We start from the raw sequence: 16,867 nt of genomic DNA, 5'->3' as shown, positions 1-16,867 counted from the left end.
GCCCAAAATCATAAAGTCCTGATAAGAGAATTATTTTGCTAAATTCGCACGGATCGCATTCGCTAATTCTGTGCTCACTTTTTCAAAATGCGCTAATTGTCTTTCAACAATCGCACAATCTGTTACACCAGATAAACCTGCAGCAAAGTTTGCTGCAACACGTGCTTTTTGATCCACATCGAATAAGTTATAAAGCGCTGCTGGTTGTGTATAGTAGTCCTCATCATAACCACGGAAATCAAAGTGTGCTGCTGAACGCTCTAACTCTAATGCAGGCTCTTGTTGATGTGTCGGTACATAAGTGTCAAAACGGTTCGGCGCATAGTTAGGATGCGTACCACCATTGTTATCTACACGCATTGCGCCATCACGATGTGTGGTGTGATATGGGCATTTTGGTGCATTAACTGGAATTTGGTGATGGTTAACCCCTAAGCGGTAACGTTGCGCATCTTGGTACGAGAATAAACGACCTTGCAACATACGGTCTGGCGAGAAACCAATTCCTGGCACAATGTTAGAAGGTGCAAACGCTGCCTGTTCAACTTCGGCAAAGTAGTTAATTGGGTTTTGATTTAACTCTAATACACCGACATCAATCATTGGATAATCTTTATGTGGCCATACTTTAGTTAAGTCAAATGCATAGTTATGTTTGTGTGCATCTGCTTCTGGCATGATTTGAACTTGAACATTCCAACGCGGGAATTCACCACGTTCAATTGCTTCATAAAGATCTCTTTGGCTTGATTCACGATCTTCACCAACCACTTTGGCAGCTTCTTCGTTAGTATAGAATTTATGACCTTGCTGCGTTTTAAAATGGAATTTCACCCAGAAACGCTCATTTTGTGCGTTAATGAAGCTATATGTATGACTACCGTAACCATTCATATGACGTAAATCTGTAGGAATACCACGATCACTGAATAGAATCATAATTTGATGTAATGATTCTGGATGACGTGACCAAAAATCCCATGCTGCATTTGCATCACGCATGTTAGTTTGTGGGTTGCGTTTTTGAGTATGAATGAAATCTGGGAATTTCAATGGATCACGAATAAAGAATACGGGTGTGTTGTTCCCCACTAAATCCCAGTTACCTTGTTCTGTATAGAATTTTAATGCGAAACCACGTACATCACGTTCTGCATCAGCTGCACCACGCTCACCCGCTACTGTTGAAAAACGTAATAATACTTGAGTTTGTTTACCAACGCCGTTAAATAAATCGGCTTTAGTGTATTTACTGATATCTTGAGTCACAGTGAATGTACCGTAAGCAGCTGAACCTTTTGCGTGAACAACGCGCTCAGGAATACGTTCACGTGCAAAGTGAGCTAATTTCTCTTGGAACCAAACATCTTGTAATAGTAATGGACCTTTTGCACCGGCTGACATTGTATTATCGTTATCAACAATAGGGGCACCTGCTGCATTAGTTAAGGTCGCTGAGCCATGATCAAATGGGCATTTAGACATAATATAACTCCTTATAATTTTAGAGAGTGAGTAGAAGTACAACGGATTACAAAATAATAAAGGGATTTATCCGAATCCTTTAAATTTTGCCTGCATTATATCGACTTGCCTTGTGAACTCAATCTATCAATTCAATCGAAAGTGACTATTAAAAATTTAACATCAATTAAACAAACCTATTAAACTAAGTGTCAGCCAATGCCATTGCACAAGCATAAGCAGAGCTCCATGCCCATTGGAAGTTATAACCGCCAAGCCAACCTGTCACATCGACTACTTCCCCAATAAAATATAGCCCTTTAATTTTGTTACATTCCATGCTTTTAGAAGAAATCTGCTTAGTATCTACCCCGCCCATCGTGACTTCAGCCGTACGATAGCCCTCTGTACCATTAGGTAAAAATTGCCAGTGATGAATGAAATCTTCAAGCTGCTGTAAACCTGCCTTACTCAACTGTGCAATTACCTGATCTTGAATCAAATGCTGTTCAAGCCACAGTTCAATCAATTTCTTTGGCAAGACTTTTACTAATGCATTTTTAAGCCATAAGTTGGGTGAAGCTATGCGTAATTGTCGTAAAAACTCAGTAATACTTTGCTGAGGTAGTAAATCAATTTCCACTGCCTCATTTGGTTGCCAATAGTTTGAAATCTGTAAAATAGCAGGTCCTGAAAGACCACGATGAGTAAATAACATATTGTTAGCAAACGATTTGCCACATTGTGCAGTAGCAACGATAGGGAGAGCGATACCTGAAAGTGCGCTATAAAATTTATCCGTTTCACGCCACGTAAAAGGTACAAGACTTGCTCTTGGCGTAATAATAGAGAGTCCAAATTGTTCAGCCACCTGATAGCCAAATGGCGAAGCACCGAGTCCAGACATTGATAGTCCTCCCGTCGCAATCACTAATGAACGGCAATACCAAGTCTGTCCATTCGCAACTAGTTTGAAACGTGCTTTGTCATGATATTCCACTTGTTCAACATGGCTAATTTGCTGGCGTAATTGAATATTAACGTGATATTTGTTGCATTCAGTCTCCAACATCGCAACAATCTTTTCTGCACCTTCGTCAGTGAATAATTGCCCTAACTCTTTCTCATGATAAGCAATACCATACTCAGCGACCATCGCAATAAAATCCCATTGGGTATAACGCGCTAACGCAGATTTAACAAAATGCGGATTTTGAGAAAGATAATGTTGTGATGTGACATCAAGATTGGTGAAGTTACAAAAACCACCACCAGACATCAAAATTTTACGTCCAATTTTCTTACCATTGTCAAAAATAGTAACTTGTTTACCGGATTTAGCACTTTGTGCAGCACAAAATAAACCTGCCGCACCTGCGCCAATAATAATAATTTCTGAATAATTACTCATGTTGTTAAGTGCAAGTGAACACATTGCCTTTATCTATTTAGGAGATTGGTTAAACACTCACTGGTTAACATAGCTGTGCTCACTTTCTCAAGACTAGCTTTACTATTCATGATAACCAGTGAATATACTTTGTTATTTTGATTGCTGTAACATCTCAGCCATTTGAATACGTTGAATCAACGTTTTACGATCTAAATTTGAACGTTCAGAGTCTAACATTTTTTGCCAGATCTGTGCCGCTTGTTGATAGTTTTTTTGTACAAATGCATCCGTTGCCATTAAAGATAAACTGGCAGTATCTAATGGATCTTGACTTAATGCTCGTTGCAATAAATCTTGGATTGGCAACGTGAGCTGTTGATTCGACTGATAATAAAGCGTAGTAGCGATCGCACTTAAAATATAAGGCTGAGAACCAATTAATCCTTCGGCATTACGATAAGCAATCAAAGCATGATCAAATTCATTATTCTCCACATAAGCTTGCCCTAAAGCTAACCAATTTTCTGCATGATTTGGATCTTGGCGTAATTGTTGCTGGATTTGTGCAATTTTGTCTTCATGTTGCTGTGAAATTGCTTGCTCCATTAGCGTCATCTGTTGCTGCAAAAACGCTTGTTCCCCTTGTCGTACTGCCTGATAGCGATCGAGGGAAAAATAATACACTGCAGGCAGCACCAATAGAAATAGCGTAATAAACAACATTGACTTAATAGAAACGGCGATTGGCTGGCGTGTAGTCTGTTGTTCAAAGTGCGGTCGATTTTGTAAATATTTTTCATCTTCCAACAAACGTTGACTTAGCTCTTGAGCTAACTCCTGACTGGGATTCATTGCCATTTGCTCACGATACAATGCAACATTTTGTTGCTGCCGATAATTACGTTGCCAATCCTTCCATTTTGCAAAAGGTAGGCTGCTAACCATAATAATAATCGCAGCAAAAATCAGTAATCCCCACCACATCATTTTTCTTTTTCCTTTTGCTCAACTTGTTTTAACAATTGCTGTAATGCTTGCTGTTGTTCAACCACTGATTCGGCAGATTCCGTTTCCATTTCAGTCAGAGTATGACGACGTGCATACCTTACCATCAATCCCACCGCAAAAAGCAACAATGCAAATGGCAACCCCCATAAAATAAGGGTTGTCCATTGAAATGGCGGTTTATATAACACAAAATGACCAAAACGCGCAGTCATGCTGTCAATAATTTGCTGATTGGTTTGCCCTTCATCAACCATTTTATAGACTTCAATACGTAAATCATGAGCAATAGGTGAATTTGACTCAACTAAGTTTTGATTTTGGCACTGAGGACAACGTAATGACTTGGCTAATTCAACCGCGCGTACACGATCCTCACTATTTTTAAACTGGTAAGTATCAACAATGCCTGCTTGCCCTAACGTACTCATCAACAACAAAAAACTCGTCCAAAACCAACCGCACTTTTTCATCATTTTGCCTCTAGTTTATTCAACTCTGGCACAAACCACTGCCGCCATACTTGTGGATTTAACGGACCAGAATAGCGATAACGTACAATACCATGTTGATCGATTAAGTAAGTTTCAGGTGCACCATCCACACCTAAATTTAACGCCAACTCACCTTTACTATCATTGATAGTCAATATAAAAGGATTACCCATTTGTGTTAACATTGCCAAGCCATTTTGAGGCTTATCACGGTAATTCAACCCCACAATATCAATAGATTTTGCCAGTTCCATTAAAAATGGGTGTTCCTGTTTACAATAGCCACACCAACTCCCCCACACATTTAATAAAAACACCCTCTTTGGCAAATCTTTATGAGTTAAGACTCTCTCTGCTTGCAATAAATCTGTTTGATAAAACTCAGGCACAGGCTTATCAATCAACGCAGAAGCGATTTTTTTAGGATCTTGTTGTAAACCGATAAATAGCAATAAACAAACAGCTAAAATGACCAAAATAGGCAAAAATAAAAGTACTCTTTTCATATTATTATGCGGCATAAGGTTTCTCTTACTCTGTATTATTTTGCTTAGGCTACTCTGGTTTTGAGCGCCGTAATCCGAAGGTTGCTAATAATGCACCTAACGCCATTAAAATTCCACCAAACCATAACCAGCGAATGAAGGGTTTATATTGTAAACGGAAAGTGAATTCCCCCTCACCAAGCTTATCTCCCATGACAATATACACATCACCAAACCAGCCCCAATCAATGCCTACTTCACTCATATTCATCGTACGTACAGCGTAATGACGGCGCTCTGGGTAAATGCTCGCATACTTTTGCTGATCTTTATAAACCACAAATTGGGCTTTTTCACTGGTGTAATTCGGACCAATTTCATTGTTAAAACCTAAGTAATGAAATTGATATTGTCCTAACTGTTGCTGTTGATTTGGGGCAAGCCGCACACCAATTTCACTACTATAATAGCTGCTCATAATAGCGCCTATAGCGGTGACAGCAACACCTAAATGTGCGAATACCATTGCCAATTGTCTGAGATACAATTTACGCCAATTTACACAAAGCGTTGCCAATAACAACCACAAACTTAAACTTAATAAAATATAAGCATTCAAATTAAAGTGTAGCCCTTCATCGGCTTCTACATATTGCTTGATCATTAAATAAGCAATAACTAAAGCAGGTATAAATAATAGGCTATGCTGCAACAAAAGACGTTTATGATAAGTTTTCCAGCGTAATGACAAGGCAATAATCATCGCCAGAACTGTAATGACAAACAGTGGTAAAAAAATCGTATTAAAATATGGCGCACCAACTGAAATTGACCCCCACTGAAAAGCCGTAAACAAAATAGGATAGAAAGTGCCAAGAAATACGCTTAATGTCGCAACAGTTAACAGAATATTCAGCAATAGCATTACGTTTTCTTTTGAAATTATGCCAAAACGAACCGCACTTTGCTGCAAATTCACTCGTAATGCAAACAACGTTAATGCACTGATTGTCAACAGAAAGAAGAAAATCAGTAAGGCAATCCCACGTTCACCATCAACGGCAAATGCATGAACAGAAGTTAATACGCCAGAGCGGACAATGAATGTGCCAAGTAAGCTAAAAGAAAAAGCAAGCAAAGAAAACAAAATAGTCCAATAATTAAAAATACCACGCTGCTCAGTAATAGATAAGCTATGCAACAAAGCTAATCCTAACAACCAAGGCATTAAAGAGGCATTCTCTACAGGATCCCAAAACCACCAGCCTCCCCAACCTAATTCGTAATATGCCCACCATGAACCGAGTACAATGCCTAAGGTGAGAAATAACCAAGAAACTAAGACCCAAGGACGCATTGTGCGAGCTAAGGCTGCATCTAAATGACCACTTAGTAAGGCAGAAACGGTAATAGCAAAATTCACCGCAAAACCGACATAACCCAGATACAATAATGGTGGATGAAAAATTAACCCCACATCCTGTAACATCGGGTTAAGATCACGTCCCTCAAAAGCTTGCGGGAAAACACGTTCAAATGGATTAGAGAAAAAGAGAATAAATAAACAAAAGCCTAAACAAATCAGTCCTAAAACAGACAAAGTTCGTGCAGCAATAATAGGATCCATCTTACGGCTAGCAAAAGCAAACAGCATAGTCCAAAATGCGAGGGCAAATAGCCAAAACAACATGGAACCTTCGTGTCCACCCCATGTTGCTGACAGTTTAAAAAATAAAGGTAATTGAGAGTTAGAATGATGGGCAACATATTGTACCGAGAAATCATCTACCGCAAAAGAATAAGCTAAACTGATTAAGGCAATTGAAGTAAAGATCCCGAGCAAATAGCTCAAATTCCATGCAAAACTAATCGTGGTTGGTTTACGCTGAACAATACCGACCTGCGGCACGACGGCAAGTAATAACGCAGTAAAAGTTGCAATAATCAGTGCATAAAAACCGAGTTCAGGGATCATATCATTCAACTCATGACTATAGATAAATTGAGTATTACATTCTTACTAATTAAAAAGGCGAATCCAATGTGATACAAAGAAATCCGCCTTTATCATTAACTATGACGACATTATGCCAATGTCATTTGTCCTGCATAGAGGATAAAGAAGCGCAAACATAGCACGCCAATTAATCCTAAGCAAGAAACCAATAACATAAAGCCTTTATTATGTTTTAAATTGTCGGTTGCAATCGTATTGAGGAAAAGCGGTAATAACAACCCAATTGCCACAACGCCAATCCAAAATACATTTGACCAGAAACCACCTAAAAGTGCGGTTTCAAATGCAACTGTTTTCTGTCCACCACCTAAATACAAACCAATAAAGAATGCCGCAAGTAAGAAGATTTCGATGCAAATCACTGGCAGTTCAAACTTATGTAAAAAACTAAGTGACTTAGAATGCGTATCTTCTTTGGTAAAGAGTAACGTACAGAAAATCAATGCAGCAATACCAGATGATGTACCAGAGGCTAAGAACAAAATTGGCAACACTGGATTATTCAGCATTGGATAGCTTATTAAAGCAGATAATAAAAAGCCAGTATAAGCGCCAAGTAATACAGATAAAACAATTAAAATAATCTCAATTAGACCTGTAAATTTTGCCGCAATCGCAATCAATTTGTTCACAAATGCTAATGGTTTTGCATATTTCTCAATTAAATTTGCTACCAATTTATGGAAAATAATCGCTAGCCAAACAATTAAGAACAGCATATATACTTGGAATAGCATTACCCCCATCGACATAATGGATGTTGTGCTGTAATTAAACATCAAATACCAGAATGTCCAAGGCTTAGTTAAGTGGAAAATCAAAATCACTAACCCAATAATAATGCTAATTGGTGCCAACAAGGCTGTACAACGAAGCACATTATTTTCAGCAGGATCATCACCAGCTAGACCAGCTCGCTTTAACAACACCGCTAACATCGCAGCACCTGCTGAAATGCCAAGTAAGAACAAGTAAACCGCAATGGTATGATCCCATACTAAAGACGGGAAATGAAATGGACTATTCATCGTCTTAGCTCCCCTCTTTTCGCTGGTACATGATAAAGATTCGGATCAGTACCTAACTCTACTTTTGTACGATACACTTGTTTTTCTTTCACTTTTTGCACAATTTCACTGTTTGGATCATTCATATCACCAAAGGTCAATGCTTTCGTCGGGCAAGATTCTACGCAAGCTGGTTGTTTACCTTGCGCAAGATTTGTATCACGACAGAAGTTACATTTATCCGCAGATTTATATACTGGATGAATGAAACGTACACGATATGGGCACACTGCAATACAATATTGGCAGCCTACACACAAGTCTTTATGAACGTCGACAATGCCAGTTTCTGGGTCAACAAAAGATGCGCCTGTTGGGCATACATGAACGCAAGGTGCATTACTACAATGTTGACAGGAATGGCGGAAAAACTCATATTCCGCATTTGGAAATTCGCCATAAGGTTCACTACGGATAATCTCCAAACGTGAAACACCTTCTGGAACTTGGTTTGTTTCGCGACAAGCGTCCATACAAGCAGTACACCCGATACAAGCAGTTTCGTCATGTAACATGGCGTAACGAATGGGCTTTTTCTCATCACTAACCTGTTGTCCCACTGATTTAATTGATGTTCCCGTCATGAGGATTAACGCTCCCATGCCGGAAACAAAGTTTCGGCGTGAGCAAGCTGTCATTTTTTATCCTTTTGTTCGGTCGCATAAATATGTGGCGATTTTAACGCCGCTTTACGTTTTTGCTGTTCACCATGGCAGTCAACACAAAGTTTCACTTGTTCTTTTTGTGGAATACCTGACATCTTATCATTTGCAGGATGTAACGTATGGCAACTCGCACAAGGCAATTTCATCGCGTGCACATCATGCACCCATAGTTTTTCCTGTAATTTTTTCGGTTGGTGACAAGCAAAACATACTTGATTTTGTTCTTGTACGGTATACATCGGCTGTTTATCACCGAAAATATCACCATGGAAACGCATCACATCTTTTGCTCCACGGCGGTGATCTTCTGAAATATTACCGTGACAATTCACACAAGTAATAAGTTTACCCGTATTTGGATTTTTTTCAGATAAATGTGATCCAAGGAATTTACCAAAATGGAGATCACCACCTGATTGGCTATCATTTGCCTCTAATTTATGGCACTTCGCACAATATTGGTTTGGATCACGTTGGTGTTCTAATTGTGGCTCATAAATTAGCGGACTGATTTCACCACTTTTTGCTGGTGCTGCATTTGCTACAGAAACAAGCCCCAAAGCAGTTATACCAATCACCACAGCAATTCCTTGTTTAAAAAGGGAATTTAAGCTCATTTTCATTACCTCAAAATTAGTGTTAAAAGCACCGCACTTTATCTTTTGCACATCAAAGTGCGGTCAATTTTTACAAAGTCTCTGTTTATTTCTCTGCTGGAAGTAAGCCTTTTTCACGAGCTTCTTTATCCCATTGAGGAACCACAGTTTTGAGGAATTCTGCTTTTGCTTTACGATCTTTTTCAATATCTACACCAGTCGCTTTCCATGCATTTTCAGCAGTGGAAATATCTGGTAATTTAACAGGATCAGTAATGCCATGTTTCGCAAGAACGCGCACGAGTTCCGTTCTCGCGTCAGTTGCACGATCTAATCCAGTACCAAGTACTTTAAGCAATACATCTGGTGCATGGATATGACCACCATGACCTGCCGCAGCATAGTCCCAGCGCCATTGTGCATGACGAATTGATTGTAACGCATCTTTCATTTCTTCTTTTGTTGCACCTGCTTCCCATGCTGCTTTTGCTTCAAAATGTGCTGCAACAAGTTGATCTTCAAGGCGTAACATCACATCTTTAATTTCTGTTTTACGTGATTTCACCATTTCTTTTAATTTTTCTTTGCTTTGATCATGGCAGTTTGCGCAGGTGCTTTCAAAGGCATTAAATGGATTACCGATTTGGTGGTCTGTATACACTTTACCATCAGCCCCTTGTACTTTTGGCATATGACAGTCAATACAAGTGACACCATTTTTGCCATGTACACCTAACATCCAAGTTTCATAATCTGGGTGCTGTGCTTTTAACATTGGAGCTTTTGAGACTGCATGGGTCCAATCGACGAAACCAATATCATCATAATATTTTTCCATCGCATCTACGGTAATTCCGTTATCCCAAGGGAAGGTGACTTGTTTTAAATCGCCGGCAAAATAGTATTCAACGTGACAGTTAGCACAAAGAGCCGCACGCTGATCCGTTTTATCTGCGGTTTCAAATTTGTGATCAATTTTTTCTAATGCACGTAATACATATGGACGTGCGATACGTAATGCTGGTTTTCCTTCGGCAAATTCTTTGGAAGTCGTGTCGTGACAGTCTGCACAGCCAATTGGATTCACCACTTCAGCGCCACCACTTGCCCAAGTTGCACCAAAATAACCTGCTTCACCACGTTCTGCAATTAAGCGTGGAACATCTGGACTCTTACAAGCCCAGCATGCCATCGGCATTGGACCTGCATCTGGTGTCATTGGTGCCCCCGTACGTAAAATATTGCGTACATCTGTCACTGCATAAAAGTGTCCACGTGGTTTATTGTAATCTTTAGCAAAAGCATAACCTGCCCATAAGACAACGACGCGAGGATCTTCGTAGTTAACAGAATCAAGATCAGTGGATTTAGCAGTATCAGCCCAACTTTGATACTGTTTAGGGTATTTATCTTTGAAGAGATCATTTCTAGATTCAATCTTCAAATTTGGATTTGCTGGTTCAACAGGCTGCGCAATAGGTTTATATTCAGCTATAGCACTTGGCACAACTGAGAAACCCCATGCTAGCGAAGCAGCAACAAGTAGGCTTTTTTTGAATGCGTTCACGATAATTACTCCATAAAACAGGTTTAACCTTAAGATGATTTGTGTATACAAATGCCAACAAAACTATCAATTATCACAATGTTGCTAATGAGAATTTTTATCATTAAAAACAATATGATAATTAATAAAAAAGAGATCTAAGTCAGCCTAAAAATAACAAATAAGCGTCAATTTTGCTTAGGTATTTAATAATTTATTGTTTTGGATCAAAATTTTGTATGGAACTAATTAGAAGGGTAGAATTTGTAGCATAAAAAATACCTCTAAATAAGTATAAAAAGTACTTTAAATGCCAGAAATTAAAGTGTTTTGACAAGATTTCTTTCAGAAAACACCAAGATAACCATTTTGAGGTATACAAAAACATATGCTACATAAAAATAAAATCTAATATAATTTATTCTTATAATTAAATTATATAAAAAAATGCAGTGTAAATTGACTGCATTTTTCTTTTATCACAATGAAAAAGATTCGATTTAATGCTGATAAATACCCGTACAGACCACTTGACCTAAGATTCGAAACGGAGAGTTTTTATACACTCTAGCTAAAGATCTATTTTGGATAGTCGCTGGCGATTGAATCCCCTTGCCCCAAAACTCAGTGTAGTAAGTGCTATTAAGTAAAGTTAATCCATGACTTTCACAGTTAACAAAAAAAGCTTTACGTAGTGACTTGGCATATTGTTGTGGTTGTTCAGGATAGGCGTATACACTTTGTGTCAGATTTTCAACAAGATCAAAAGAAACCAGATGTTCATTTCCCTGTTCTTTCTTTACACTATAAGTGTCAATAAATTGATTTTCTTCTAAACGCACAAAACCAGATTGAACTAATGAAGGTGGAGTAAAATTCACTTCTTCAGGTTTTATCTTTTCTGCTACTGGTCGCTGAGTACAGGCACTGAAACTCAGAATGCCCAATATAATAAACATTAATTTTTTCATGATTCACTCCTTGTAAAATCATTTCCGTTGAGAAAAAATCTCAACAATATGCAAATTTCTTATTCTAACGAGAGAATCCCACCGGTAAAAGCACTTTATCCACTTTTATGAAAATAACAAACAAATTTAAAAGCAAGAAAAAATTATAAAACAACTATCGCAAACGTTTGCTTAAGCGTGATACAATTCACGCGGTTGAAATTTATCGTCTATTACTTTATAGGAAATTATTGTGAGTAAACAATCATTAAGTTACAAAGATGCTGGTGTTGATATTAATGCAGGTAATGCACTCGTTGAAAAAATCAAAGCTGATGTAAAACGTACTACCCGCCCAGAAGTGATCGGCGGACTAGGCGGATTTGGTGCACTTTGTGCTATACCAAGTAAATATAAAGAACCTATTTTAGTTTCAGGTACAGATGGTGTTGGGACTAAATTACGTTTAGCCATCGACTTAAACCGCCATGAGAGCATCGGTATTGATTTAGTTGCAATGTGTGTAAATGATTTAGTCGTACAAGGTGCAGAACCATTGTTTTTCCTTGATTACTATGCCACAGGTAAATTAGATGTCGATATTGCAGCGAGCGTCATCAAAGGTATCGCTAATGGTTGTGAACAATCAGGTTGTGCGCTTGTTGGTGGTGAAACTGCAGAAATGCCAGGTATGTACCATGCTGGCGATTACGACCTAGCTGGTTTTTGTGTCGGTGTCGTTGAAAAATCTGAAATTATTGATGGCAGCAAAGTGAAAGCAGGTGATGCGCTTATTGCATTAGGTTCTAGCGGCCCACACTCTAATGGCTATTCCTTAATCCGTAAAGTCATTGAGGTAACAGGTATTAATCCCGCTGAAGAACAACTTGCAGGCAAACCTCTAGCAGATCAAGTACTGGCGCCTACCAAAATCTATGTCAAATCCATCCTACAATTAATTAAGCAAGTTGATGTGCATGCAATTTCACATTTAACCGGCGGTGGTTTCTGGGAAAATATTCCACGTGTACTACCAAATAATGTGAAAGCAGTGATTAATGAAGCAAGCTGGCAATGGCAACCTATCTTCAAATGGCTACAAGAAAAAGGCAATATTGATACACACGAAATGTATCGCACATTTAACTGTGGTGTGGGGATGATCATTGCTTTACCGCAACAAGATGTCGACACGGCTTTAGCTCTATTAAAGCAAATTGGTGAAAATGCATGGTTAATTGGTCAAGTTGAACCTGCTACACAAGATGAAGCACAAGTGATCATGCGCTAATGAAAAAGATCGTTGTTTTAATTTCAGGTCAAGGCACTAATTTACAGGCATTAATTGATGCCTGTAGATCAGGTGCAATTCCAGCACAAATCGTGGCAGTTATCAGTAATAAAGCAGATGCATTTGGCTTACAACGTGCTAAAAGTGCGGCTATTCCTAGCAAAGTTTTTCTACGCCAAGAATTTGATAGCCATCTTGCAATGGATCAGCAAATTGCCGATTACATTGAATCTGTCCAAGCGGATTTAATTGTTCTAGCTGGCTACATGAAAATCTTAAGTGCAGAATTCACTCAACGTTTTACTGGACGAATTCTGAATATCCATCCTTCTTTATTACCTAAATATCCAGGTCTACATACCTATCAACAAGCATTAGATGCTGGTGAGCAGGAGCATGGCACGACCGTTCACTTTGTTAATGAAGAAGTAGATAGTGGTGCAATTATCTTGCAAGCTAAAGTGCCTATTTTTGCTGATGATGAAATGACTGACATTGAAGAACGAGTAAAAGAACAAGAACTCCGTATCTATCCTTTAGTGGTTAAATGGTTCGTCGAAGATCGACTAAAACTGATTAATGGACAAGCCTTTCTTGATCATCAGTTGCTACCTGCACAAGGCTATGCCGCTGAAGAAGAATAATATCATAAAAAGAGCGGTCTGTTTTCAGACCGTTTTTTTATCTATAAAAAATATAAATTAATGCGCTTACTTACTATTAATTTTATTCATTCTGTTTTAGAATTTACCGATTTTATTTTTAACTTTGTGAATAAAGGAGCATACAATGAAATTAGTACAAGTACAGCATCCTCTGGTAAAGCATAAACTAGGTTTAATGCGTTCTGCTGATATTAATACTAAAAAATTTCGTGAGTTAGCCACGGAAGTCGGCAGTTTACTCACTTATGAAGCAACCTCAGATTTAGAAACAGAAAAAGTGATTATTGATGGTTGGTGTGGTCCTGTCGAAATCGATCAAATCAAAGGGAAAAAAGTAACCGTCGTACCTATTTTACGAGCAGGTTTAGGCATGATGGATGGTGTATTAGAGCACGTACCAAGTGCACGTATTAGTGTCGTGGGGATGTATCGTGATGAAAAAACACTTGAACCTGTCCCTTACTTCCAAAAATTAGCCAGCGACTTAGAAGAGCGTTTGGCTATTGTCGTTGATCCTATGTTAGCAACTGGTGGTTCTATGATCGCCACGATTAATCTATTAAAAGAAAAAGGTTGTAAGCATATCAAAGTATTAGTTCTGGTCGCCGCACCAGAAGGTATTAAAGCACTAGAAGCAGCTCACCCCGATATCGAGCTTTACACCGCTTCAATAGATAGCCACTTAAACGAACATGGCTACATCATTCCTGGTCTTGGTGATGCAGGTGATAAAATTTTTGGTACGAAATAATTTAAATGTAAGCAGCATTTCAAATGCTGCTTTTTTCCATGTAATTTACGTCGTTGTAAATTAAAAGTTAATTCAGACAGAGAGTTGAAACTTAAATGACAAATCAAAATCAAGCTATTCCAGCAATCGAAAAAAATCAAGCTAAACAAGCCTTCGTCGGTCTACAAATGCTTTTCGTTGCATTTGGTGCACTCGTGTTGGTTCCACTCATTACTGGGTTAAATACTAATACCGCATTATTAACAGCGGGTATTGGTACTTTATTATTCCAACTTTGCACAGGTAGACAAGTCCCTATTTTCCTTGCTTCTTCTTTTGCTTTTATTGCACCTATTCAATATGGCGTTGCCACTTGGGGAATCGCCACGACAATGGGCGGCTTAGTATTCACAGGTATGGTGTATTTTGCGCTTAGTACCTTAGTGAAATTAAAAGGTGCCGGCGCATTACAGCGCGTTTTTCCACCTGTAGTTGTAGGTCCCGTTATCATTATTATTGGAATGGGATTAGCCCCAGTCGCAGTAGATATGGCATTAGGGAAAAATAGCAATTATGAATATAATGATGCCGTTCTCGTTTCAATGGTCACACTACTCACGACATTATGTGTTGCTGTTTTTGCTAGAGGGATTATGAAGCTGGTTCCAATCATGTTTGGGATTACTGTTGGTTACGTTTTATGTTTATTCTTAGGTCTGATCAATTTCCAGCCAGTTTTAGAGGCACCTTGGTTTAGTATCCCTGAAATTACAACGCCAGAATTCAAACTTGAAGCGATTTTATATCTATTACCAATTGCAATTGCGCCAGCAGTTGAACATGTTGGCGGAATCATGGCAATTAGTTCAGTCACAGGCAAAGACTTCTTACAAAAACCGGGGCTACATCGCACGTTATTAGGTGATGGTGTGGCAACAAGTACTGCGGCATTCTTAGGTGGTCCACCAAATACAACGTATGCAGAAGTTACAGGTGCAGTCATGTTAACTCGTAATTTTAACCCAAACATTATGACTTGGGCTGCCGTTTGGGCAATTGCAATCTCATTCTGTGGGAAAGTTGGCGCCTTTTTATCAACCATTCCTACTATTGTGATGGGTGGGATTATGATGTTAGTGTTTGGTTCTATCGCAGTTGTAGGAATGAGTACACTTATTCGCGGTAAAGTAGATGTGACCGAAGCACGCAACCTCTGTATTATCTCAGTCGTCATGACATTTGGTATTGGCGGCATGTTTGTAAACTTTGGTGAGGTTTCATTAAAAGGAATTAGCTTATGTGCAGTGGTTGCGATCTTACTCAATTTAATTCTACCAAAAGCGAAAAACACTTTCGTCGAAGACAATCAATAAAGAAAATTAGGGTTAAGCCTTGCTTAACCCTTCCTTTTTCGTTTACTCTTAACACTCTTTGTCCGCATTAAATAGGCTATTTTTTGTTAGATAATTTTCAATTACCTTTACCTATTCATCAACTTGATGATGAAACGTTAGAGAATTTTTACCCTGACAACAATTTATTGTTGCTCAATTCATTGCGTAAAAATTTTGCCCAACCGGAACAACAATTCTTTTATATTTGGGGAGAACAAAGCAGTGGTAAAAGCCATTTATTAAAAGCAATTACTAATGAGTTTTTCATTCACCAGCGCCCTGCGATGTATGTGCCTTTAGAAAAATCGCAATATTTTTCTCCTGCCGTATTGGAAAATCTAGAATACCAACAATTAGTTTGTTTAGATAATTTGCATGCGGTTACAACAAATTTAGAATGGGAATTAGCTATTTTTGATCTATTTAATAGAATTAAAGCTGTTGGTAAAACAATTTTAGTGATTAGTGCTAACCAGTCACCAACTGCACTTAGGATGAAATTACCCGATCTGGCTTCGCGTTTACGTTGGGGCGAAAGCTATCAACTCAATCCATTAAATGATCAACAAAAAATTCACGTATTACAACAAAATGCACATCAACGTGGTATTGAGCTACCAGATGAAGTGGCTAGCTTTCTCCTCAAGCGTTTAGCACGCGATATGCAAACTTTATTTGATGCACTAAGAAAGCTAGATCATGCGTCATTGCAAGCACAACGCAAACTCACGATTCCTTTCGTTAAAGAAATTCTAAATTTGTAAAAAAAGACCGCACTTTAATGCAGTCTTAACAAGATATGAACGGCTTTAGTACCAACGACTATAATGATAACCTATGCTTGGCACCAATACTACCGATGGTTGTTGGTATCTTGGGCGAGATTCAGCTTTTGGACGATTGTCGCTGGCATTTAATGGATACTCAACTTCTTTTGAATAAGCCTGCTTTTTACTTACTGGCACTGTATCACCGCTTTTTACTCGCTGGTTATACTGTTCTAATGTTTTCAAATCCATTTGCACATTCGTTTGCTCAGCTTTTTGTGCACAACCAACTAACAACACGATAGCAAATAATAGGACTAACTTTTTCATAAATACTC

17 protein-coding genes are annotated in these 16,867 nt (G+C 38.5%); 5 read left to right on the top strand and 12 right to left on the bottom strand.

Going from position 1 to position 16,867, the window contains the following annotated elements:
- Positions 1–30 precede the first annotated feature (30 nt).
- From ACFSAV_RS10720 to ACFSAV_RS10670, 11 genes are all read right to left on the bottom strand, one after another.
- Positions 31–1,485 carry a catalase gene (locus ACFSAV_RS10720; protein WP_101775359.1) on the bottom strand — a complete coding sequence of 485 codons (1,455 nt, stop codon included), beginning with the start codon at positions 1,483–1,485 and terminating at the stop codon, positions 31–33.
- Positions 1,486–1,669: 184 nt separating this feature from the next.
- The gene (locus tag ACFSAV_RS10715; protein ID WP_379099488.1) at positions 1,670–2,875 is read right to left on the bottom strand and encodes a BaiN/RdsA family NAD(P)/FAD-dependent oxidoreductase; all 1,206 of its coding nucleotides are present in this window, start codon (positions 2,873–2,875) and stop codon (positions 1,670–1,672) included.
- Positions 2,876–3,007: 132 nt separating this feature from the next.
- Positions 3,008–3,844, bottom strand: coding sequence for a TPR domain-containing protein (locus ACFSAV_RS10710; protein WP_379099485.1), 837 nt, complete (start codon positions 3,842–3,844; stop codon positions 3,008–3,010).
- Positions 3,841–4,335: a heme lyase NrfEFG subunit NrfF gene (gene nrfF, locus ACFSAV_RS10705; RefSeq protein ID WP_379099482.1), complete on the bottom strand. Its 495-nt coding sequence runs from the start codon at positions 4,333–4,335 to the stop codon at positions 3,841–3,843. Before nrfF ends, ACFSAV_RS10710 begins: the two co-directional genes overlap by 4 nt.
- The gene (locus tag ACFSAV_RS10700) at positions 4,335–4,862 is read right to left on the bottom strand and encodes a DsbE family thiol:disulfide interchange protein (RefSeq protein ID WP_379099480.1); all 528 of its coding nucleotides are present in this window, start codon (positions 4,860–4,862) and stop codon (positions 4,335–4,337) included. Before ACFSAV_RS10700 ends, nrfF begins: the two co-directional genes overlap by 1 nt.
- A gap of 49 nt (positions 4,863–4,911) precedes the next feature.
- Entirely contained in the window at positions 4,912–6,816 is a 1,905-nt protein-coding gene (gene nrfE, locus ACFSAV_RS10695) for a heme lyase NrfEFG subunit NrfE (protein ID WP_379099477.1), read from the bottom strand.
- 110 nt (positions 6,817–6,926) lie between these two features.
- Positions 6,927–7,886: a cytochrome c nitrite reductase subunit NrfD gene (gene nrfD / locus ACFSAV_RS10690; protein WP_379099474.1), complete on the bottom strand. Its 960-nt coding sequence runs from the start codon at positions 7,884–7,886 to the stop codon at positions 6,927–6,929.
- Entirely contained in the window at positions 7,883–8,563 is a 681-nt protein-coding gene (gene nrfC / locus ACFSAV_RS10685) for a cytochrome c nitrite reductase Fe-S protein (RefSeq protein WP_101775353.1), read from the bottom strand. The genes nrfD and nrfC overlap by 4 nt, the downstream gene beginning before the upstream one ends.
- Positions 8,560–9,207, bottom strand: a complete 648-nt coding sequence (nrfB, locus tag ACFSAV_RS10680; RefSeq protein ID WP_379099471.1) for a cytochrome c nitrite reductase pentaheme subunit — start codon at positions 9,205–9,207, stop codon at positions 8,560–8,562. Before nrfB ends, nrfC begins: the two co-directional genes overlap by 4 nt.
- Positions 9,208–9,292: 85 nt before the next feature.
- Positions 9,293–10,753 carry an ammonia-forming nitrite reductase cytochrome c552 subunit gene (nrfA, locus tag ACFSAV_RS10675; protein ID WP_379099468.1) on the bottom strand — a complete coding sequence of 487 codons (1,461 nt, stop codon included), beginning with the start codon at positions 10,751–10,753 and terminating at the stop codon, positions 9,293–9,295.
- A gap of 479 nt (positions 10,754–11,232) precedes the next feature.
- On the bottom strand, positions 11,233–11,703 hold the full coding sequence (locus tag ACFSAV_RS10670) for a surface-adhesin E family protein (protein ID WP_379099465.1): 471 nt from the start codon (positions 11,701–11,703) through the stop codon (positions 11,233–11,235).
- 232 nt (positions 11,704–11,935) lie between these two features.
- On the opposite strand from ACFSAV_RS10670, the gene purM reads away from it, so the two are divergent.
- The 5 genes from purM (at position 11,936) to hda (ending at position 16,526) form a co-directional block, all read left to right on the top strand.
- A complete protein-coding gene (purM, locus tag ACFSAV_RS10665) occupies positions 11,936–12,973 on the top strand; it encodes a phosphoribosylformylglycinamidine cyclo-ligase (RefSeq protein ID WP_379099462.1) in 1,038 nt (345 codons plus the stop codon).
- Positions 12,973–13,617, top strand: coding sequence for a phosphoribosylglycinamide formyltransferase (purN, locus tag ACFSAV_RS10660; RefSeq protein ID WP_101775348.1), 645 nt, complete (start codon positions 12,973–12,975; stop codon positions 13,615–13,617). The genes purM and purN overlap by 1 nt, the downstream gene beginning before the upstream one ends.
- 145 nt (positions 13,618–13,762) lie before the next feature.
- Entirely contained in the window at positions 13,763–14,389 is a 627-nt protein-coding gene (upp, locus tag ACFSAV_RS10655; RefSeq protein ID WP_101775347.1) for a uracil phosphoribosyltransferase, read from the top strand.
- 95 nt (positions 14,390–14,484) lie between these two features.
- Positions 14,485–15,741, top strand: a complete 1,257-nt coding sequence (locus tag ACFSAV_RS10650) for a nucleobase:cation symporter-2 family protein (RefSeq protein WP_379099459.1) — start codon at positions 14,485–14,487, stop codon at positions 15,739–15,741.
- 83 nt (positions 15,742–15,824) lie between these two features.
- The gene (gene hda, locus ACFSAV_RS10645) at positions 15,825–16,526 is read left to right on the top strand and encodes a DnaA inactivator Hda (RefSeq protein ID WP_379099457.1); all 702 of its coding nucleotides are present in this window, start codon (positions 15,825–15,827) and stop codon (positions 16,524–16,526) included.
- A 45-nt stretch (positions 16,527–16,571) separates the two neighbouring features.
- Here the strand turns inward: hda and ACFSAV_RS10640 are convergent, their stop codons facing one another.
- Positions 16,572–16,859, bottom strand: coding sequence for a hypothetical protein (locus tag ACFSAV_RS10640; protein ID WP_101775344.1), 288 nt, complete (start codon positions 16,857–16,859; stop codon positions 16,572–16,574).
- Positions 16,860–16,867: the final 8 nt, after the last annotated feature.

This window comes from Pasteurella oralis, from assembly GCF_042681465.1.
Taxonomy (GTDB): domain Bacteria; phylum Pseudomonadota; class Gammaproteobacteria; order Enterobacterales; family Pasteurellaceae; genus Pasteurella; species Pasteurella oralis.
Note: the sequence above shows the minus strand (reverse complement) of the source record. Positions and strands in the feature narration are given on the sequence as shown.